This is a genomic window from Mycoplasmopsis gallinacea (assembly GCF_012220205.1).
Lineage (GTDB): Bacteria > Bacillota_I > Bacilli_A > Mycoplasmatales > Metamycoplasmataceae > Mycoplasmopsis > Mycoplasmopsis gallinacea_A.
The window spans coordinates 14611-36462 of the sequence record NZ_CP047225.1 but is presented as its reverse complement, the minus strand read 5'-3'; the positions used below and the strand labels follow the sequence as shown (position 1 = coordinate 36462).

Annotated in this window: 17 protein-coding genes; 12 read left to right on the top strand and 5 right to left on the bottom strand. The window is 29.3% G+C overall.

The annotated features are described in order from the left end of the window. Positions 1 to 90: 90 nt before the first annotated feature. The 4 genes from GOQ20_RS00120 to GOQ20_RS00105 all read right to left on the bottom strand — a co-directional run bounded on the left by GOQ20_RS00120 (position 91) and on the right by GOQ20_RS00105 (position 6531). Positions 91 to 1638 (bottom strand): ABC transporter ATP-binding protein/permease, encoded by a 1548-nt coding sequence (locus GOQ20_RS00120; RefSeq protein ID WP_167844911.1) that lies wholly within the window; start codon positions 1636 to 1638, stop codon positions 91 to 93. Continuing rightward, complete coding sequence (locus tag GOQ20_RS00115; RefSeq protein ID WP_167844910.1) at positions 1625 to 3145, bottom strand: ABC transporter ATP-binding protein; 1521 nt, start codon at positions 3143 to 3145, stop codon at positions 1625 to 1627. Before GOQ20_RS00115 ends, GOQ20_RS00120 begins: the two co-directional genes overlap by 14 nt. A 480-nt stretch (positions 3146 to 3625) precedes the next feature. Further along, the gene (locus GOQ20_RS00110; protein WP_167844909.1) at positions 3626 to 4336 is read right to left on the bottom strand and encodes a DUF402 domain-containing protein; all 711 of its coding nucleotides are present in this window, start codon (positions 4334 to 4336) and stop codon (positions 3626 to 3628) included. 17 nt (positions 4337 to 4353) lie between these two features. Next, positions 4354 to 6531, bottom strand: a complete 2178-nt coding sequence (locus GOQ20_RS00105; RefSeq protein WP_167844908.1) for an MYPU_1760 family metalloprotease — start codon at positions 6529 to 6531, stop codon at positions 4354 to 4356. Between the two features lie 175 nt (positions 6532 to 6706). On the opposite strand from GOQ20_RS00105, the gene GOQ20_RS00100 reads away from it, so the two are divergent. From GOQ20_RS00100 to pyk, 7 genes are all read left to right on the top strand, one after another. Continuing rightward, positions 6707 to 6922, top strand: coding sequence for an MAG6790 family protein (locus tag GOQ20_RS00100; protein ID WP_129620170.1), 216 nt, complete (start codon positions 6707 to 6709; stop codon positions 6920 to 6922). A gap of 182 nt (positions 6923 to 7104) precedes the next feature. Beyond that, a complete protein-coding gene (locus GOQ20_RS00095) occupies positions 7105 to 8061 on the top strand; it encodes a phosphate acetyltransferase (protein ID WP_167844907.1) in 957 nt (318 codons plus the stop codon). A gap of 3 nt (positions 8062 to 8064) precedes the next feature. Continuing rightward, entirely contained in the window at positions 8065 to 9264 is a 1200-nt protein-coding gene (locus GOQ20_RS00090) for an acetate/propionate family kinase (protein WP_167844906.1), read from the top strand. After that, a complete protein-coding gene (gene coaD, locus GOQ20_RS00085) occupies positions 9251 to 9688 on the top strand; it encodes a pantetheine-phosphate adenylyltransferase (protein ID WP_167844905.1) in 438 nt (145 codons plus the stop codon). The genes GOQ20_RS00090 and coaD overlap by 14 nt, the downstream gene beginning before the upstream one ends. Then, positions 9681 to 10265 (top strand): ribosome biogenesis GTP-binding protein YihA/YsxC, encoded by a 585-nt coding sequence (gene yihA, locus GOQ20_RS00080; protein WP_167844904.1) that lies wholly within the window; start codon positions 9681 to 9683, stop codon positions 10263 to 10265. Before coaD ends, yihA begins: the two co-directional genes overlap by 8 nt. After that, entirely contained in the window at positions 10258 to 11472 is a 1215-nt protein-coding gene (locus GOQ20_RS00075; protein ID WP_167844903.1) for an MAG1430 family protein, read from the top strand. The genes yihA and GOQ20_RS00075 overlap by 8 nt, the downstream gene beginning before the upstream one ends. 143 nt (positions 11473 to 11615) lie before the next feature. Further along, a complete protein-coding gene (gene pyk / locus GOQ20_RS00070; protein ID WP_167844902.1) occupies positions 11616 to 13049 on the top strand; it encodes a pyruvate kinase in 1434 nt (477 codons plus the stop codon). A 95-nt stretch (positions 13050 to 13144) separates the two neighbouring features. On the opposite strand, the gene GOQ20_RS00065 is transcribed toward pyk, so the two are convergent. Beyond that, positions 13145 to 13699 (bottom strand): inorganic diphosphatase, encoded by a 555-nt coding sequence (locus tag GOQ20_RS00065; protein ID WP_167844901.1) that lies wholly within the window; start codon positions 13697 to 13699, stop codon positions 13145 to 13147. Between the two features lie 47 nt (positions 13700 to 13746). On the opposite strand from GOQ20_RS00065, the gene GOQ20_RS00060 reads away from it, so the two are divergent. From GOQ20_RS00060 to GOQ20_RS00040, 5 genes are all read left to right on the top strand, one after another. After that, positions 13747 to 14100 carry a hypothetical protein gene (locus GOQ20_RS00060; RefSeq protein ID WP_167844900.1) on the top strand — a complete coding sequence of 118 codons (354 nt, stop codon included), beginning with the start codon at positions 13747 to 13749 and terminating at the stop codon, positions 14098 to 14100. 169 nt (positions 14101 to 14269) lie between these two features. After that, the gene (locus tag GOQ20_RS00055; RefSeq protein WP_167844899.1) at positions 14270 to 16714 is read left to right on the top strand and encodes a PTS transporter subunit IIABC; all 2445 of its coding nucleotides are present in this window, start codon (positions 14270 to 14272) and stop codon (positions 16712 to 16714) included. A gap of 111 nt (positions 16715 to 16825) precedes the next feature. Beyond that, on the top strand, positions 16826 to 18946 hold the full coding sequence (locus GOQ20_RS00050) for an MIP family Ig-specific serine endopeptidase (protein ID WP_167844898.1): 2121 nt from the start codon (positions 16826 to 16828) through the stop codon (positions 18944 to 18946). 23 nt (positions 18947 to 18969) lie between these two features. After that, on the top strand, positions 18970 to 19719 hold the full coding sequence (locus GOQ20_RS00045) for a nuclease-related domain-containing protein (RefSeq protein WP_167844897.1): 750 nt from the start codon (positions 18970 to 18972) through the stop codon (positions 19717 to 19719). 1 nt (position 19720) lies between these two features. Next, positions 19721 to 21841, top strand: a complete 2121-nt coding sequence (locus tag GOQ20_RS00040) for a Tex-like N-terminal domain-containing protein (protein WP_167844896.1) — start codon at positions 19721 to 19723, stop codon at positions 21839 to 21841. The last annotated feature ends 11 nt before the right edge of the window (positions 21842 to 21852 follow it).

Genomic DNA, 21852 nt, shown 5'->3' with positions numbered 1-21852 from the left:
TATACCTAGAAAATAGGTGTATTAGAAAATCACTCCTTTGAACTCTCTATTAGTAGAATTCAAAGGAGTGATTAATTTTGATTCGCAAATTTACTTGCTTAAATTTGTCACCTTATCCATTTTTGAGATCATTTGCTCATCAAAATGGTGTGAGATGAAAATGATTGTTTTATCTAGACTCATTAAGTACTCAAAGATTGAATTTTGTTTATCTTTGTCTAAATTACTGAGTGATTCGTCAAAAATATAAATTTGTTTATCTTGAGATAAAACTTCTAGAAGTTTCAATCTTTGTTGCTGTCCAAGTGAAAGTTGATTGGTATCTAAATCTTTTTCAAAATCGACAAAATCAATATGTAAGTTTCCAAGTTTCTCTTTAACACTTTGATTATTTCAATATGAAGTAGGAATCATTTCAGGTAAGACATTTTCTTTATTTAAAACTGAAATGTTTAATGATAAATCATCATCACTTCCAACTTTATAATCATTTAAATATAAATGACCAGAATAATCATTTATAATGTTGGTTAAAATGTTTGTTAAAGTAGTTTTTCCACTACCACTTTTCCCTATAATTAAGTGCTTTTTGTTTCTAGCAATTTCTAAATTAAAGTTATTAAAGATTTGTTTATCTTCATAAGCAAAATTTAAGTTATTAAGAACTAACTTTTCAAATACTACTTTATTTAAGGTGTTTTTGATTGCAAAACCACCAAAGAAATGGTTAACTTTATTATTGTATTCTTTAATTGTTTTAAAATCTTGAACTGTTGAAAGCACCATAGAAGTAGTTGAGCTAAATTCTTGGTATTTCACAACAAAAATTAAGAATAAAGCTAAGTTAATGTAATTGTTATTAAGAAGAACAATTCCCACAACTAAAGTGCATAACAAGCTAGCTCAGTTAATCATTTGATTAATAAATGAAATAAGTTCACTTTGAGCGCTATATTTAGCTTCTTTTTGATAAACTATGTCAATTCTTTTGACAAATAATTTAGCTAGCAGCTCTTTTTTATTTGCAAAAACGAAATTGCTAAAGTTAGAAATGTAGTTTCCAATTTTGACATATATATCGTTTTGAAGTGACTGCTTTTTAACTGTGATTTTGCTTTTTAAAGTTACAATTGCTAGGTTTAAAAGTAATTTTAAAGCTGTTAAAGCAAGCAAGATTAAAAGAATGCTTCAAGATAAAATTCCATACAAAATGATGTATCCAATTAATAACGAAAAATGTCCAAAGATTACAACATGAATTAGTGCATATTGAGCAATGTAATGCGAATCAGTTTCTAAGTTATTAAGTAACATTTCATTTGATTTATTAAGAAACTCTCTTGGGTGAAATGTAGAATATTTATTCATGAAAGCATTCCGTAAGTTATTTTGAGTTACATAAATTAACTTCATGAATTTTTTCTGGTTCTCAAATTCAATGTAAATACCTACAATTTCGCAAGCAAAAAATCCAAGAATGTAATATAAAGAAGTATTAACATTATCAGCATAAAGATTTTCGATTGCTTGATAAAAACATCAAAGACCTAAAATGGTTAAAAAAGAAGAAAATACTCTAAATAAAACTGCAATTATAAATAGCTTTCGATCTTGAAAAATCAGTCTATTTCATTTCATGAAGTACTCCTTTTTCTACTTTTCAGATTTTGTTAAATAATTCTTTATGCTCAGGTGTATGGTTGTGAGATACCACAAGTACTGTTTTGTTTAAGCTTGCTAAATATTTTAAGATTTCAGTGGCTGTTTTTTCATCTATATTGCTTAAAGATTCATCAAAAAATAAAATTTCTTTGCCTGAATTAATAGCTTTAATGAGCAAAATTCTTTGTAATTGACCATGTGAATATTGCAAGTTTTCAATGTTTATTGCTTCATTTAGATCTAGTTTTTCTAGGTCAAAGAGTTTTACTAGCTTTTTAGTTTCATTAACTAAAGTATCATTAAAGAAAGTTAGATTTTCAAGTAAGGTTCCTTCAAACAAACTTTCTTTTTCATTAGTTAAATAGCTTTGATTTAATAAATCTAAGTTATTAACTTCTTTGTTATTAATGAAAATTTGGCTTTCATTAATAACTGTCATTGATCCAGTTAAATTAAGCACAAGCGAACTTTTTCCTCCACCACTTTCACCAAAGATGAGGATTTTGTCATTTTTATTTACGCTAAGGCTAACATTTTCTAAAATAGTTTCGTTAGTTTCTTTAGAGATAATAGTTGCATTAGCAAGAGTTAATTTCTCAAAATTTAATGGTGCCTCTTTTGGAGCATCACTTAAATTAGCAGCTAATTCACTTTTTGAATATAAATCTTCTTGCATTTGTTTAAAGTGCATTTTGCAAATATAAACATTTAAAAACATTCCTAAAGTTTCCTTAATAAATGATTTAAATGAAGGCAATTTAGTTAAAATGGTTCCAAATAGCGCAATAGCAAGTAAGTTAGGTGTAAATAAAGCAATCATTAAAGAAATCACAATTACTAAAGCTGAAAAGATAATTGAAATTAAGTCTTGTCAAAAGACAAATGAACCATAAATCTTGCTAAAAAGATCAATGTTAGTAACAACTTCTTGATTTAACTGATCTTTGTAACTTTTTTCTAAGTTTTCAAAAGTACCATTAATTGAGTGGGTGAAAATTTGCTTTGTAATACTTGAAGAAATTTTCTTCGGATTTATCATTAATTGATTATTTAAATAAGATAATTGATCTCCTTTTTTATGAGCAAGCATTGGTAAAATAAGTGCAACAATTATCAGTGGCAAAATATATGCAAGTACAATTGGACTAATTATCGCAAGAGAAATTAAAGTAGCTAAAAATGAAACAAGTTGAATAAACCCATTAATAAAGCTTAAATAGTATCCCTTAGATAAAAGATCTGGTGAATTAGCAAAAGCAACAAGCTTATTTTGTTCAGGAACAAATGCTCACTTAGCAAAGTTTGTTGAAAACAACTTATCAATCATTTCTCTTAAAATAGTCTTTTTGAGTAAGTAATTTGAGACTAAAAAGAAAAATTCATTAATTAAATATGAAATTGTTGCAAATAAACTTATTAAAAGAAATGCGATTAAAACATTTTTCACTTCAGGATCTTTAGAATCAAGCTGTAAAAAAGCCAAAAACTTATTAAAATAAGATACTTGTAAAAAGTTGATTGCAAAAATGGTTCCGGTAAAAACAATTGCTAAAACCGCTATAAACCAATTCTTTTTCAAAACATTCTGCATCTATAATTTTCCTTTCTATAAAATTTATCCTTTATTTTCTTTTCTTTTATATTAATATCGCTATGAACATAAAAAACCACAAGATCTTTAGTATTGATCTTGTGGCCTTATTTTCAGTATTTCAAACTATTTCTTAATTAGCAAATTCACAAAACAATACAAAAGACAATTATTGAGCTCCAATAACTGATTTCTTGATGTAAAAACGTTCATTTGCATTTACTCTGTTCATAACAGGGTAATTATATACGATAATTGACATTTTTTGAAGGAAAAGTGGGCAAAATAAGGCCAAAATCTAGTAGTTTAATATAACCAATTTTGCTAGCGAGCTATATACGCCCAAATTCAAAAATAAAAAGCCATAAGGATTTACTTATGACTTTTAGGACTATTTTGCAAGTTTTTTGGTTTATTTTGCCTTTGTGGTTTATTTTTATTGTTGTTATTATTTTTGACTACTTTCTTAGCTTTTTTAGGTTTGCTTGAAGAAATTTCTTGACTTAAAGCATAGTTATAAAAGTTTTTACTAATAAGTTTATCTTTAAGGAGTATTTCCAAATAATAATCAATAATTTCATCATTAAAAAAGTAAGAAAAACTATTGTAATCTTCGATAATGTTTTTTATCTCTTCATATATCTTGGTTTTAATTTCATCACTATAGTTCATAAGTTTTGAATTTTGGCTAAATTCTTCACGATCAACTACTTGTAAATTCTTACCAGGATAGCATTTAATATCTAAATCATAATCAATAAACTTGATTGTATTATCTTCAAAAATAGGTTTTGAAGCCATGTTTATATAATAATATTTTCCAATGTTTTCTTTAAAAAGAACAATAGCATTATAAAAGGAGTTTTTTGGAAGAAATCAAATAGCATTTTCATTATATTTTCACCCATTGTTTTCGCGATTAAATTCAGTTACTTTAGTTCCATATAAAAATAAAACAATGTGTCTTTTGTTTTGAAAAATTACTTTAGCACCATTTCACTGGCGATACAAGAATCCATTGTGTTTATAGGCCTGAACGTTAATCATTGAACCAATTTTTAATTTTGAAAAATCTCATTCCATATTCCCTCCTTTCATAATTAGTTTTTAACTTGAATCTTAGTTTGAGAATCTATATTATTTATAGTAATTTTAAATGTATTTGAATTTTTTTCTGAATTTTGACTAGCAAGTGATGATTTTTCTGTTGAAACCCATCTTTGCGATGGAAGCGAAAGCTCTTTTTTAACAATTTCATCACCAGCATCATAAATTCCATTTTGGTTAAGATCTTTTCATAAAGCAATCACTGAATTATTTTCTAATTTTATAAAATCTTTAGTTACATAAGGATAATATTTTTCCTTTGGATAAATTCTGCTTCTAATTTGCTCATTTCTAGCAGCAGGATCTCAAAGTGATGCCCCTGTGTCTATTTTTGATTTACCAAAGAAACTAAAAGTGTCTTGGTATTCAAAAGGAGTAACTTGAATATCACCTGAGCTTTTAATAATTGCAAAACCAGTGTATTCTTTGCTTGGCATATAACCAATAAATTTAATATCTTGAGTGTAAGCATCTTCGCTTTCAATAGCGGTGTGATACTTGTGATTTTCATTTAATGAATCACCTCATTTTCATTTATTATCTGAGAAGATTTGAGCAATTTCTTTTCCATATCCCATTGTATTTAAGAACAATTGGTAAAATTCTTCTGATCTATTTTTAGTTCTTTCCTTCTCAAGAATATTTCCATTTTCATCAATGAATTTGGAAGCATCAAAAATGTTATTTGGATAAGCAAGGTATGCAGGCTGTTTTTTTGAAACTTTTAAAATTTGATTAGATGGCTTAATATAGAAAGTTTTTCATCAATCTTCAACGTTAGCTGAAGGAAGATAGTTATATGTTTTTCTATTTTCTAAGTTTGTAAAATAAAGCCCGCTTCATGAAACATATGAACCATTATTTTTTAAGTATAAATCTCTTTTTTGAGCATTATTATCATCATTGATATCAAAATATGATTCAAAAGCATATTTTGTATATTCACGTGGAACAAGTTCAGTTAATGAAAAGTAATATTGAATTGTATTTAAACCAATTTCAAATTTAATTTCCGGTTTATTAGTATCGCTTTGATTTACACCATAAATTAATTGGGTATCATCTACAGTTGTGAATTTGTTTGTAATATCTGCAGTGTTTGTTTCGTTGGCTAATCTTCAAATTTCATTTAAAGATAAAGTTGTAAATAAGGTGTTTTCAGCAAGATCTGGACTCACCTTTAGTGTAGTTTTAATTGGGTTATTATAAAGAGCTTTTTTATCAACATCATAATTTAGAAGCTTTTTAAAATTGCTTGAAAAATAACCATTTCAATATTGAGTAAGCGAATGTTTGTGGCCACTAGCTAAACTTGAAACTGAAGAATCTTTGTAATAAAGAAGCTGCTGAGTTTTAATATCTTTATTATTTAGATCTGTATTTTGATCAGATTTTTTTCCAGTTTCAGCATAAAATGTTGCTCAGTGGTGCATATATTCGTGAAATAAGGTGGTTGTCATATATTTAACAATTGAAAATAAGTCTAAACCTTTTTCAGCTAAGCTAGCCCCATTTAAATAGATGTTTTGAAGTTCTTGAATGTATAGCCCCTTAGTTTTAGGTGGTGAGACAAAAAAGTTGTTAATATTAACTTCTTTTAATGCAAAAACTTCAGGACCAAAAGGTATTTTACGTTTAAATTCAGTAGCTAGTAATTTTAAACCTTCTTCGCCAAGCAAGTATCTTGGTATTTTATAAGTTGTAATGGACCCATCTTCATTAGTTTCGGTTATTTCATCTTCATAGTAAGCAAAATCTACAAATCTGATTTTAGTTACTGGATCCACATATTCGCGATACACTTGATTATCAATGTTTTTATCATCTTTAATGAATCTATCTGCACTTTTGTAGTAATTTTCAACAATTTCTTTTTTGGATTTACCTGGATCAATTTGAAGTGTTTCAAGATCATAATCTGTAACTAATTTGCTCATCAGTGCATTATATTGCTCTGCATCTTCCTTATAAAAAAACGGAGGCTTGTATTCTTTGCGAATAGCAATATCATCAGTAATGTTTTTAATTGTTGGAGCAAAATATTGATTTGAAGAGCTATTTAAAAGGCTTTGAAGCATACCAGAAGCATATATTCCATACCCTGCAGCTCCAGCTGCAGTAAGCGAACCTAGAGCGACAATTGGAAAAAGTCATTTAGTACTTTTTTTCATGATTTTTCTTTCTTTTTACTATATTTTACTTTTTAATTATACAATTAAAACTATTTTTTTACCACCTGGTTTAAGGAGAATTTTTATGAAAAATTACCATAAAAGCGTCCCCTTTCCAGCTTTGAGCCTCCAAAAAATAATATAATTTAATTGTAGTAATAATGGAGGTACTTATATGTATAAATATAAAGCAAAATTACTTTCAAATGGTGAATTAGTAGCTCAATCAAATTCACTTGAAGATCTTGAAGGGCAAATTAAAAGCTTCCGCCGTAAACAAAAATACGGATTACACACTAAACAAAATGAAAAAATTCAAATTCTTCATGTAGAAAGAAACAACCTTGAAGGTGCTAGTCACTCAAAAGAAGTTGTTCTTAAAAACGTTTAGACTTTATTTTAACCAAATTATGAAAGTAGCCAGATTGGTTACTTTTTTGATTGTTATGGAATAAATTATGAAAAAACTTTATAAATAGCAATATTATTGTAAAAAACTTATAAAATAAGACTATATTTAACTAATTATTAGTTAATTAGTAATATTTAATTAAAAATAACTTAGGAGTTAGTATGAATATTGAAGCTTTACTTGAAACAAAAGTAAGTAATTTGAAAAGTGTTAAAAAAATTGTATTAATTGATGGTGATGACAAAAGAATGCAAAAAGCTGCAAAGCTTCTTGCACAACATAAAAACATCGAAACAGTGCTTCTTGTTGAAGAAGATGTAAAAGGCTCATCAAACCTTAACTTTTTAAATATTAATGCAGATAATAAAAAGATGGAAGAATTAGCTCAAAAATACTTTGAGATCAGAAAAGGTAAAGAGTCAATGGAACAATGTATTGAATCTTTATCAACTAGACCATTTTATGCAATGATGCTTTTAGCTAACGGAGAAGCTGATGGTGTTGTTGGTGGACTTAAGTATGCTACAGCAGATATTTTAAGAGCTGCTTTTAAGGCAATTGGGCCAAAACCAGGAACTAAAACAATTTCTTCAGTAATGCTTATGCACAATGGAGAAAGCAACTACATTTTCTCTGATATTTCAGTTAATGTTAAACCAAATGAAGAGCAACTTGCAGATATTGCTCGCAATGCTAATGATTTTGCTCTTCAAATGGGATTTGATCCAAGACTTGCCTTTTTATGTTTTTCAACTTCAGGGTCAGCAATTACTGAAGAAAGCAAGTTAGTTAAAAAAGCAACTGATTTATACAATGAAACAACTACAGGTAGAAAAGCTCTTGGTGAAATTCAACTTGATGCTGCTATCGACTTAGAAATTAGAAAAGCTAAATACAAAGGTGAATCATACAAACACAGTGCAAATGTTCTTATTTTCCCTGATTTAAATGCTGGAAACATTGGATACAAACTTGTTCAAAGATTTGCTAATTATGGAGCAATTGGTCCTATTGTAGTTGGAACCAAAAAACCAGTCAATGACCTTTCAAGAGGAAGTACAATCGAAGATGTTTATAACACAGTGTTAATTACTGCACTTCAAAGCGAGGAGAAATAAAATATGGAACATAAAATTTTAGTTATTAATGCAGGTAGCTCGTCAATTAAGTTAAGCTTATTTAGCAAAGATTCTTTAGAACTTCTTGCAAGCGGAATTGCTGAAAGAATTACTCTTCCAATGGGTAATATTTCAATTAAATTCAAGGATGAAAAATTCGAAAAAGAAGTAGCTATGCCAAATCATGAAGTAGCTGTTGAAGAAGTATATAAATTAATGCAAGAAATCAAATTAATTGAAAACAAAGATGAAATTCAGTACATTGGATTTAGAGTTGTGCAAGGTGGAACTTACTTTAGTTCAACTTCAAAAATCACTCAAAAAGAAATTGATTTAATTCAAGAGTGCTCAATTTATGCACCTTTACATAACCCAGGAGCTGTTCAAGCTATGCATGGGTTTAAAAAAGTTTTCCCTAATGCTCTTTTAAGTGCAGATTTTGATACTGCTTTCCATACTACAATTGATAAAGTCAATAGCACTTATCCAATTAACCGCGAACTTGCTGAAAAATTAAAAATAAAACGTTATGGAGCTCACGGAATTAGCCACCAATATATTACTGAAAGATTAAGTCAAATTCTTGGCAAAGAAAAAGTTACTTTTGTTAACTTACACCTTGGAAATGGTGCAAGTTTATGTGCTGTTAAAGATTCTCGTTCATTTGATACTTCAATGGGACTTACACCACTTGCCGGAATTATGATGGGAACACGTAGTGGGGATATCGATCCTTCAATTCACCAATTTGTTAAAGCACAAACTGGAATGGATGTTGAAGAATTTACAGATTTACTTAACAAAAAAAGTGGTCTTTTAGGTGTATCAGGAATTTCAAGCGATATGCGTGATGTACGTGATGCAGCTCTTAAAGGTGATGAAAATGCACAATTTACACTTGAGTTATTTGCTCAAAGAGTAGCTGATTATACAGCAATGTATGCTAATAAACTTGGCGGAAACATTGATGCAATTGTCTTTACTGCTGGTATTGGAGAAAATGATAAAAACATTCGTAGAATGATTGTTGAAAAATTATTCTTTAAAAACATTAAGCTTGATCCAGAACTTAACCAACTTAGCCGTGGTCCTGAATACCGGGTAATTTCAGCTCAAGATTCAGAAGTTCCTATTTATGTAATTTCAACTAACGAAGAACTTGTAATTGCTAAAAACGCAAGAAAAATTTATGAAAACAGATAAAAAAGCAATTTATGCAGGATCTTTTGATCCTTTTCATGATGGACATTTTCAAATACTTCAAAAAGCCGCTCGGCTTTTTGATTTTGTTTATGTAATTGTTTCAATTAACCCAGATAAACCAGATGCTAGCGATATTGATATAAGATATAATAATACAAAGAAATTACTAAGTAATTTAACTAATGTGCAAGTATTAAAAAACAAAGACCGCTTTATTGCTGAAATTGCTAAAGAATTAGATGTAAAATATTTAGTAAGAAGCGCAAGGGATGTAATTGATTTTAATTACGAGCTTGAACTTGCAGCAGGGAATAATAGTTTAAATAATGAATTGGAAACTGTTTTATTAATCCCAAGTTATGAATACATAAAGTATTCATCAACTTTAATTAGACATAAGGAGAAAATGAAAAAAGATGTTTAAGTTTGTCAAATCTAGCACTGAAAAAAGCAATTGATACGAGCATAGCAATAAAGAAATTGCTTTTTGAGGTCGTTCAAACGTTGGTAAAAGCTCACTTTTAAATGCCATTGTCAATAATAAAAAATTAGCTAAAGTCTCTAAAACACCAGGAAGAACGCAGCTTTTAAACTTTTTTGAAAACGAGCATGGAGCTGTCTTTGTGGATCTTCCAGGTTATGGATATGCAAAACTGTCACAAAGTCAAATTCAAAAAATGATGAAGATGATTGAAAATTATCTAATTGAGCGAGATAATTTAACTCATTTATTCTTGCTTTTAGATTCAAGAATCCCAACAACTAAAAGTGATAAAGAGGTAATGGAATTTTTAACAAGAATCAACTTACCTTTTACTGCAGTTTATACTAAAGTTGATAAGTTAAATCAAAAAGAAAAGTCAGCTTTACTTAAAAGAATTAAGCTAGATATGCAAACTTACAAATTTGACAAATACTACATTGTTTCTTCTGAAACTTCTTATGGAATAGCAAATTTAATCAATCAAATTAATGAAATATTTGGAGAAAATCATGAGTAAAAAAAGAATGTCAAAAGGTCTTAAAAGCGCCCTTGCAATTGGTGGATTTCTAGCTTCAGCTGGATTTTTAGCTGGAACAATTACAATGGTGCATTATTCAAAAGCTACCAAAGAGCTTACCTTAAGTGATTTTACATTACTTCAAAGCGATGCTTTTAAAAAGAGAATTAAAAATGAACTTGCAAGTGATTATGCAACTTACCAAAATACTTTTTCAAAAGCAAAAAGTGCTTCATATTTTGAAGATAACTTCATTTTTAGCTCTCTTAAAAACCAAAATCAACTTGCAGCTCAAGATTTAGCTCTCATTGGGCCGAAAGGTCAATTGCTTAATGTTTTTAACAATGGCAAAGTCAATTTTTACTTTGATTCATATGCTAATAATATAGAAGGTAAATTATTTATTGTTGTAACTATAGCCCCAAAAACTAAAACAGAAGAAAATAAACAAGTAGCAACTTTTGAAGTTAGCGGATTTAAAAAAGTTGCTCTTAGCGACATTGAGGATAATATATTTATTTCAAGCGTAACTGAAAAAGTTACTGCATTAGAAACATATGAAAACTTTGAAGCATTCAAAAATGCATATGAGAGCTTAGAAACTGAAAAGCAAAAAGAAGAATTTTTCAATAAACACTTTGATTTTGTAACTTCAAAATTTGCTTCTGTTAATTTAGCTAAATCAAATTTAGTTTTTGTCTCTGAAAACAATGTAGCGTTTAATTTAGTATTAAATGCTAGAGTTGATGCAGCTCAAGATAATAAACTTATTAATGTTGAAGTTGATAAAAATATGAGCACAATAGCAACTTATGAATATGCAATTCAATTCTTTGTTGTAAAAGATTTATTTGCTAAATTTAATGGGTCTGTAGCAACTAAAGAAAATGGTGACAAAATCACTATTGATGATTTTAAAGCTTCATATGTTAAAAATAGCAAGAAATTCTCTAAATTAAATCTTGAAAATCTTCCTGAAAATTATGATGCTTCATTTGAAGCGGAAGTTACTGAAGATGAAAATAACTACATTTTAAGTTACTCTGTATACAAAAATCCTGATGCAAAAACTGTCCTTTATATTTCTAAATTAAAATTAGCTAAAGATTTATTTGCTTCAAAAGTTGCTAGCGATTCAAATGCTGCAGCTGATAATGCTAATGCGGAAAATAGCAATTCATCAGAAGCAAGCTCAACAGCAAACTAAAATATTGATATGTAATTTTTTCCTTTTCAAACGTTTAAAAATAGTCATTTCTATGGCTATTTTTTAATCAATGTGATAAAATAGAACTACTTAAAGCTAAATTTTTAAGAAAATGAGATTTAACTAATAAAATTAGGAGAAAAATGAAACTTACAGAAAAAAGAACAAAGTTAGTTGCGACAATTGGACCTTCAAGTGATAATTACGCAACATTACGTTCATTAGTAGAAAATGGGGTTACATGTGTTAGAGCAAACTTTTCACACGGTGATCACGCTGAACAATTAAACAAATTTCTTATTGCAAAACAAGTATCTAAAGATTTAAACATCCCTGTATCATTAATGCTTGATACAAAAGGGCCTGAAATTCGTGTTGGAAAAATGACTGATGGTGCTCAAGTTATTAAAGCTGATACAGAAATTTTAGTTCACACAACACCAGAAGCTTTTGCTAACCACCTTGGAACAGAAAACGAATTATCTGTTTCATATGACATGTCACAAGATTTAACAGTTGGAAACCAAGTACTTTTTGATGATGGTAAATTATCAACAGTTGTTACAGAAGTTGGAAAAGGATACGTTAAAGTTAAAGCTGAAAACAACCACAAACTTAAAACAAACAAACGTATTAACCTTCCAGGTGTTGACTTTACTCTTCCTTTCTTAGCTGAAAAAGATATTAACGACGTTAAATTTGGAATTGCAAATGGAATTAACTATGTTGCTGCTTCTTTTGTTAACTCAGCTAAAAACGTACAGGAACTTAGACAATTACTTAATGAAAACGGTGGATCACACGTTCAAATTATTGCTAAAATTGAATCACACCTTGGTGTAACAAACATCGAAGAAATCGCTGAAGCAGCTGATGGAATTATGGTTGCTCGTGGAGATTTAGGACTTGAAATTCCTTACTATGATGTTCCTTACTACCAAAAGAAAATGATTAGAGTTTGTCGTGAAGCAGGAAAACCAGTTATCGTTGCTACACAAATGCTTGATTCAATGGAAAATTCACCACACCCAACACGTGCTGAAGTAACAGATGTTTACTTTGCTGTTGAGCTTGGAGCTGACTCAGTTATGCTTTCAGGTGAATCTGCAAACGGAAACTTCCCACTTGAAGCTGTTAAAACAATGACAGCAATTAGCAAAAGAGCTGAAAAAGAATTCTACTCAAAAAATTACTACGATGTTCAACTTGAAAAAGTTAGACAAAATTCAAACGACATGGATGTTCGTTCACTTATAGCTTACGATATTGCTAACCGTGCAAGAAGAGGGGATTACAAATTTGTTGTTGTTCTTTCAAGAACAGGAAAACTTCTTAAAGAAGTTGCTAAATTCCGTCCAAATACATTAATTATCGGTCTTTTAGAAGATGAAAAATTAGTAAATGGATTCGGAGTTTACTCAAGTGTATTTACTTCTCTTGATTCAAAAACATTATTTAGCGAAGTTAAAGCTGATCATTCAAAAGGACAAGATGCTCTTGCTCCTTACGGCACACAAAAAGGTGACAAATACCTTGTTGTGGAAAACCACCAAATTACAGAATACGTTGTTAAATAATTAAACGCATTCACAAGACATAGCTATTGCTATGTCTTTTTTTGCAAAAAATAGGTGCAAAAAAACTAAAGCCATTTGGCTTTAGTTACTTAAAATTAAGCTGTATATTTTTCTGGGTGTTCTTTCATCATTTTTTCAATGAATTCTTTTTTATCCATTGATCCGTATTTATCCATTAATTCAACACATTCAGCATATTCTTCTAATGCTCACTCAACATCTTCGAATCCATTAACTGATGTAATTCCTGGACGTTTTCAGTTTTTGTATGTTGAAAAGAAAGTTCTTACTGTATCAATAAATGGAGCTGGAAGATCTTCAAGTTTATTAATGTGATCTAAACGGTAATCATCGTGGTGCACAGCAATTAATTTTGTATCTGTTTCACCATCGTCAATCATTTTCATAGCACCAATAATACGAGCATTTAATGTAGTTCCTGGCATAAATGTTTCTTCTGAATAAACAAGTACGTCAAGTTCATCACCATCTCAGTCAAGTGCATTAGGAATAAAACCGTAATTTGCAGGATATTTAAAATCTCCTCTTAAAATACGATCAACTTCAATTTCGCCTGTTTTACGGTTATATTCGTATTTAATTTTTGAATCTTTTTGAATTTCAATTTTAACTTTAATTATATTTTTCATATTTTAATAATATACCAAAATATTGTTTTTATTGTAAAATTATTTTTATGAATACACTTTTAAATTTCTTGTTAGAAGCTGAAAATAATGCAACTATTGCTTCAACTTCACAAACTGATAATCGCACAAAAATTGTTTTAATAATAATGGGAATTTTACTTTTGCTTCTTGGGATTACTGTGTTTCTTTTTTATACAGTTACTTCGAGAAAAATGAAAGAGTTTAAACAAAAACAACTTGAACAATACAGAATTAATCACCCAAAGAAAAAACACCTTTCTTACGATCAAACTGGACTTTACGTGCCTTCATGAGAAAGAGCTAAATACCAATCTCCATTAATAATTGGGCTTGTATTTTGTATCATCGGAATTTCGTTTATTAGTAGTCAACTTGTGTAAAATTTCCACAAATGTGGAAATTTTTTATATTTATGAAATTTTTATCATTTTATGCTCCATTTTTGTAAAAAAATTTTCAATTTTGATATAGTTAAAAAGTAAAATTTTTACAATTTTTTACAATTTATAAATTAAATTTAAATTTAAAAAGTATATAGAAAGGACGTTAATGAAGTCTTTATTTCAAAAAGTTTCTTTTTTTTCAAGAAAAAAAGAACCTAAAAATTTAGATAATAGCTCTTCAAAGAATGTTCGTAAGGTACTTTCAAAAATTTCAGGTGCATTCATGTTGCCTATTTCTGTTATGGCTATTGCCGGATTTTTCCTTGGAGTTGGAGCTGCAATTGCTAGTGCAGGAACAGGAACTGGATGAGAAACTTTTGGGAAATTCATTACCCAATTAGGTGATCCTGTTTTTAGTGCTTTACCACTTCTTTTTGCTGCCGCATTCGTTATAGCTTTCACTGATGAAGCTGGAGTTGCAGTCTTTGCAGCAATTATTGGATACTTTGTATTCAACGCTATTCAAAGCGTATTTATTTGAGATTATATGGTTGAAGAAACCAAAAATGTAAAAGGGATTCTTGAGGGTACAACCGATCAAGAAGCTACAGTTTCAGTTAAAGAACATGTTCTTAAAGGTTACACAATTCTTTTTAGCGGTGCTGGAAGAAATCCTGAATCTCTTAAAGCATTAGTAGGTACTACTTTAGGTACTAAATCATTACAAACATCAGTATTTGGAGGATTAACAGTTGGTCTTGTTGTTCAATGACTTTACAACCGTTTCCACCAAATTCAATTACCACAAGTTATTTCATTCTTTGGAGGAAAACGTTTTGTTGCTATCATAACAATGCCTTCAATGATTGTTTTAGCATTTGCTTATCTTCTTTTATGACCATGAGTAGGGGTTGGTCTTAGCGCTTTTGGTAATGCGTTAGGAAAAGTTCCTTACGGATTTGAATCATTTATTTTTGGATTTGTTGAAAGAGCACTTGTTCCATTTGGATTACACCACGTGTTCTATGCTCCGCTTTGATATTCAAATGCCGGTGGAGATCTTAGTGAATCATTAAAAGTATGACAAGATGGTTTTGTTACAGCTAAACAAACAATGGTTCCAGGAGAAAGTTTAACTGAACTTATTAAAACTGTTTCTGCTGAACCTACAAAATATGTTGGTGATTCAACAACTTCAAATGCATTATTAAAATTCCCATTCAACACTATTACATGAACAGTTAATGGGCAAGAACATTCATTACCATTATTTGAATTTGTTTCAAATGAGTTAGGATTCAAAATCGGAAGATTTATGGATGGTAAATTCTCATTTATGATCTTTGGACTTCCAGGAGCTGGTCTTGCTATGATTTTAGCGGCTCCAAAAGAAAATAGAAAAGTTGCATTAAGCACAGTTCTTCCTTCTGTTGTTACATGTATCGTAACAGGGGTTACAGAACCTATCGAATTTACTTTCTTATTCTTAGCACCATGATTATTCTGAGGAGTACATGCTGTTTTATGTGCATTCTCATTTATGTTTGCTAACCTTGCTGGTGTGCACGTTCCAATGGCATTCTCAGGAGGATTATTAGATTTAACAATTTACGGAATTATTCCAGTTCAAAAAGGAACACACTTCTGATGATCACTTGTTATTGGACTTGGATACTTCCCAATTTACTTTGGATTATTCTTCTTCTTTATTAAACGTTTCAACCTTGAAACTCCAGGAAGAGGAAACAACACAAAATTATTCACTAAAAAAGATTTCTTAGCTAAAAAAGATGGTCTTTTAGGTGAAGTTGATCCTAAAGCTTTAGCAGTAGTTCAAGCTTATGGAGGACTTTCAAACATTACTGCATTTAACAATTGTGCATCAAGACTTAGATATGACGTTGTTGATGCTTCATTAGTTAATCAAGATGCTCTTAAAGCAGCTGGTGCAGCTGGTATTAAAGTTGAAGGTCAACACCATGTTCAAGCTATTTTTGGACCTGTTGCTGAGCAATTAAATTCAAAAATTAAAGGACAAAGAGAAATCATTGCTAAATGAGAAGCAGAAAATAAAGATAAAGAAGTTGCTTTTGAACAACCTGTTGCAGAACAACAAGAAGAAGTAGCTTCAGAATCTTCAAAAGTAAATGTTGAAATTAAAACTCCTGCAAGAGGAAAATTCTTAAACATCGAAGAAGTTAATGATGGAGTATTCTCTGCGAAAATGATGGGTGATGGTTTTGCTATTGCCTTTGAAGCAGATAAAGTAGGAAATGTTCACTCTCCAGTTGAAGGTGTTGTTGATTTAGTATTTGATACAAAACACGCATATGGAATCACAACAAAAGAAGGTGTAAAAATGTTAATCCACATCGGAATTGACACAGTTACACTTAACGGAGAAGGATTTGAAGCTTTAGTAAAAGCTGGTGATTCAATTAAAGCTGGTGATTTAATTGCTAAAGTAGACCTTTCATTACTTAAAGAGAAAAATATTCAAAGTGATGTAATTGCTGTAGTTCTTTCAGAATCAACACACACAAATGTGGAATTCGTTGCACAAAGTGGTGATGAAATTGCTTTAGATACAGTAGTTGCTAAAGTTCATTAATATTTTCTAAACATTAAACACATCAAGCATTTGGTGTGTTTTTTACATCTTTATTTCTTTTTTTCGTTAATTCTTTATAATTTGTTTATATTAATATCGGAAAGAGTTCTCATGATAATTCAAAAGTTCAAAAAATTGATCTTAATTTTAATTTCACTAGTTTTTGGAGCTGGTGTAGTTTTGAGTTGCAATCCACCAAAGTCAAATGCTTTAATTAGTGAAAAATCCACAAATAAAGAATCGTCTAGTAACCCTTTAGAAAGTGAGAAGTCATCTAATAATAATGCTGAAAAACCTACTGAAAATACTCAACAAAATAATTCTAATAATGATCAAACAAACGAAAATTCTGATTTAGATAATGAAAGTGCAGCAAGTGAATCGCAAGAAACTGCTCATAATCAAAATAATGAAAATGACTCAAATTTAGCAAAAAAAGAAACTATCGATGAAGACAATCCGAATTTAAAGGAAGAAAATAACAAAGAGATTGACGGAACTTATAATACTAATAATAGTGAAAATGATAATAATATTTCAGAAGATAATGCTAAGCTTCCAAGTATTGAAAACATTGAAGAAAATAATTCTAATCCAATTAATGAACCAAACCAAAATGATAAAAATTCACATATTCTATCAGATCAAGAAGTTGATTCTCACGATGATGAAAGTCAATCTGGTAACAATGCAGAATCAAATGACGAACACACTAATGATCGATCTTTAGAAAACAACGCTAATGATGATCAAACAAGCAACGAAAATTCAAACTTAAATAATAATGGCGATCAAACAAATGAGGATGAAAATGTAGTAGATAATTCATCTGAAGAAAGTTCTGCTAGCGAAGATGCAAGTAGTTCTAAAACAGCTGAAGATTACTACAATGAATTTCCAAATGCTTATAAATATAATGACACGGTTCCTAATTACTATAATTTAAGTACAAATAATGAGTATTTAGATCAAATTAGAAAACGTAGTTTTTCACTAGTAACATACTTTGATGATGGAACTTATACTGCTGGAACTCTTTGATTACTTGATTATAAAGTAATTAAAGAAAAAGATGAATACAAGCTATTTTTTGGAACAAACTATCACGTTGCTGTTGAACTTTTTAGCGAATTTGATTATCCAGAATATAGACAACCAAATAGAAATAAATCTATTTCGCATCTGTTTATCGCAATAGGAAATAGTAATTCTGTATCTAACGGAAAGTTAGAATATATGGAAATTTCACTTGATAATTTACCTAGAACTTTCTTTTTAGCTCGTAATTTTATGAAGCAAGAAGCTTATCCAGATTATGCTGAAAATAAAGTTTATTACACTGATTTTGCTGTAATTGAATGAGATTTAAAAGTAAGTAAATATTCAAAAGTAAAGAAAAATATACCTATCTTAAAACAATTAGTTAGTGAAGCTCCAAGACTAATTGATGAATCAATTAATAAAGTTAAAAATAATGATATTTCAATGTTTAATAATGAAATTCCTTATTCAAGTTACGATTATCGTTCATTTTGACAAGCAAGAGCAAATATGATTGGAGTTGATAACTTGGGCAATTTAAATGAAGTAAATACTTATGAAAAAGCACAAGAGATTTCTAATTTTTTAGGTAATATTTTAAAAGATAATAGAGACTTGAAATATCGTTATCGGCCAAATTCGCTTTTTGTGTATGGATTTCCTTCATATTCATCTCAACGGCAAGGAATTTTTTCTAATGTTTTAGACAAAGATTTAAATTCTTTAAATCGAAGTGATTGATACAGCAAAAAAGAAGTTCCTTTTCTGCCACTTGACGAATTTCACAATAAACAAATAGCAGATCATGGGGCTAAATTTAATGGAGAAGATTTACCTTATTTTTATGGAGTAGCTTATCGAAGTGATCAAGCAAACAAAAGCGTTGGAGGTGTGAGTGGAAGCTTGGTTATTAACCAAGATGCACTGCCAATTGGTGTGTTATTTGGAGCATTAAAAAATGATTCTGTAGTTTATTTAAATGATGAAAATAAATATGTTACAAATCACACGATTCTTTTTATTCAATTTGTCCAAAGTGCTAAACTTTGAAATGAAAATGGAACAATTTATCCTTACAATTTAATTGATGGAAGAGATAAAACAAAATATCCACTTCAAATTAATTCATATAAAGAACAACTTGATAAAATTTATGGAAGTGAATATAAAACCACTATTTTTAATGTTTAAATATCGATTGAAATGAGAGAGAAATGGATTCAACAAATAATAATATTGAAGTAGCTAACAGTGAAGCTACTGCTGAAAAAGCTAAGCAAACAGCGCAAGCTGTATCTAAAGTAATTGATTCAAATGCAGTTATTGCGCTTATTGTCATTTTTACTTTAATCATCTTAGCAGCATTTGGTTATTTCCTTTATTGATACTTATGAAAATATCGTAAAAACTTAAATATTGGGTATCAATTTGAAGAGAAAATTAACAACTTAATCAAAAATAACTTAGACATTCCAGAACTTAAATTTAAAGAAGGTGGAATGTACTCATATGATTCAAAAATGTATGAGCTTGATTCTTTTATTATTAGCGATAAATTTGCGATTGTTTTAGAATACAAAGCTTACCAAGGGACAATTAATGGTGACGGAAATAAACCCGATCTTTATTTATCTAATTCAAAAAGCAAGAAAATTAAGATTAAAAACCCAATTTTGCAAAACGAAAAACACCTTGCTCACTTTCAAAAAACAATCGGAAAGAAATTCCCTAAAGTTTCAATTATTGTCTTTCCAAAAGATACTAAAATTGATGTAAGCAATGTTCAAAAACACGTTTTATTAGTAACCGAAGATAAGTTAATTGAAAAAATTAAATTAATTCACAAACAAAGCGATAAGCTTCCTGTGGTTTTTGATACACAAGATGTGATGAATTTACTTGATTCAATGAGAATCAACAGTCAAAAAGAACACCGTAGATTTAAAAAGATGATAGGTAAATAAAATGATAGAAAAAGCAATTAAAGATACTTCAAAACAACTAAATATTTCAACTAAGCAAATTGAAATAGTGCTTAATTTCTTAAGTGAAGGGAACACAGTTCCTTTTATTTCAAGATATAGACAAGATGCCACTGGTGGACTTAATGAAGAGCAAATTTACCAAATTGAGTCAATTTACAAATATAACCAAGAGTTAAATAAAAGAAAAGAGAGCATTCTTGCTATTTTAGAAGAGAAAAACATTTTAACTGAAGAACTTGCAAGCAAAATTAAAAATGCAGCTACTAAAAGTGAAGTGGAAGCAATTTATGAACCATTTAAATTAGGAAAAATCACAAAAGCTAGTGAAGCTATTAAAATGGGTCTTAAACCTTTTGCAAAAACTATCTTAGAAAACAAAAACCCTAATTTTGATATCAAAAAAGAAGCCCAAAAATACATAAATGAAAAAGTTACTTCAACTGAAATGGCAATTGAAAATGCTTTTTATATCATTTCTCAATGAATTAGTCAAGATCCAGATGTTCGCCAGCAAATCAAAAACAACATTTTAACATATGGAAAAATTCAAACTTCCCTTAAAAAGGGTGCAAATGATGAAGAAAACAAATTCAAAATTTATTATGAATTTATTATTCCAATCAAATACATTAAAAATCACAATGTGTTAGCCATTAACCGCGGAGTGAATTTAAAAATCTTAAAACTAGATTTTGTTTATCAAGACGAATTTCTTAAAAATATCATCGCAAGAAAGTATATTAAGCAAAAATTCAACCATAAAAATATTATGGTAGCAATTGAGGATTCATTAAAAAGATTAATTCTACCAAGTATTGAAAGAGAAATTTTTAATGATTTATTTGAAAAAGCAGAAAAAGCCTCAATTCAAATTTTTTCAAACAACGTTGAAAAAATGCTTTTTGCTCCAGCAACTACTAATCATGTTGTTTTATCAATTGATCCAGGTTATGCAAATGGATGCAAAATGGCAGTGTTAAATGAAAATGGTGATTTATTAAAACTTGCTAAAATGTATCCACATGAACCACAAAAACAAGTAGATAAATCTAAGAAAATTATTTTAGATTTAATAAAAGAATTCCAAGTTTCTATTATCGTAATTGGAAACGGAACTGCTTCAAGGGAAACTGAAGAATTTGTCGCTGAATTAATTTCAAAAAACAAATTAAATGTTAAATATACAATCGTTTCTGAAGTTGGAGCTAGTGTATATTCAGCTTCAAAAATAGCTTTAAAAGAATTTCCTGATATTAGTGTTGAAGAAAGAAGTGCTATTCACATTGGCAGAAAATTCTTAGATCCACTTAATGAACTTATTAAAATTGATCCTAAATCAATTGGGGTCGGACAGTACCAACACGATTTAAATCAAAAAGAATTAGATGAATATTTAGCATTTAAGGTTTCCAAAGTTGTTAACCAAATTGGGGTAGATGTTAATACGGCTACTGAAGAAATTCTTACTCATGTTTCAGGGCTTAAACCAAGCACTTCGAAAAATATTTTGGAACTTAGAAGAGAACTTGGGAATCTTGAAGATCGAAACCAAATTAAAAAAGTTAAAGGCCTTGGTGCTAAAACTTATGAGCAATGTATTGGTTTTTTAAGAATTTTCAATTCTAAAAACTTTTTAGATAAAACCTTTATTCACCCTGAATCATATAAACTTGCTAATGCAATTATTAAAGATTACAAAATTACACCAAATGAACAAGGTGTGGATTTATCATTTTTAGATGCTAACGAACTTGCAACTAAATATAATAGCAATTTTTATGAAATAGACTTAATTATCAAAGCTTTATCAAATCCGATTAAAAATATTGACCGTAATAAGACTGGATTTATTCTTAAAAAAGATATTACCAAAATGGAAGATCTTCACATCGGAACAGAAATTGAAGGAACTGTTGAAAACATCACAGACTTTGGTTTATTTGTGTACATCGGTATTAAAAAATCACTTTTTATTCACATCAGTAAAATCAATTTAAAAGATAAAACTATTTACGAATCATTCTCCCCAGGTGAAGTTATTAAAACTAGAATCACCGAAATGGATAAAGAAAACAACCGTATTGGTGGTGAAGTTATTTAAGTTTGCAAAGA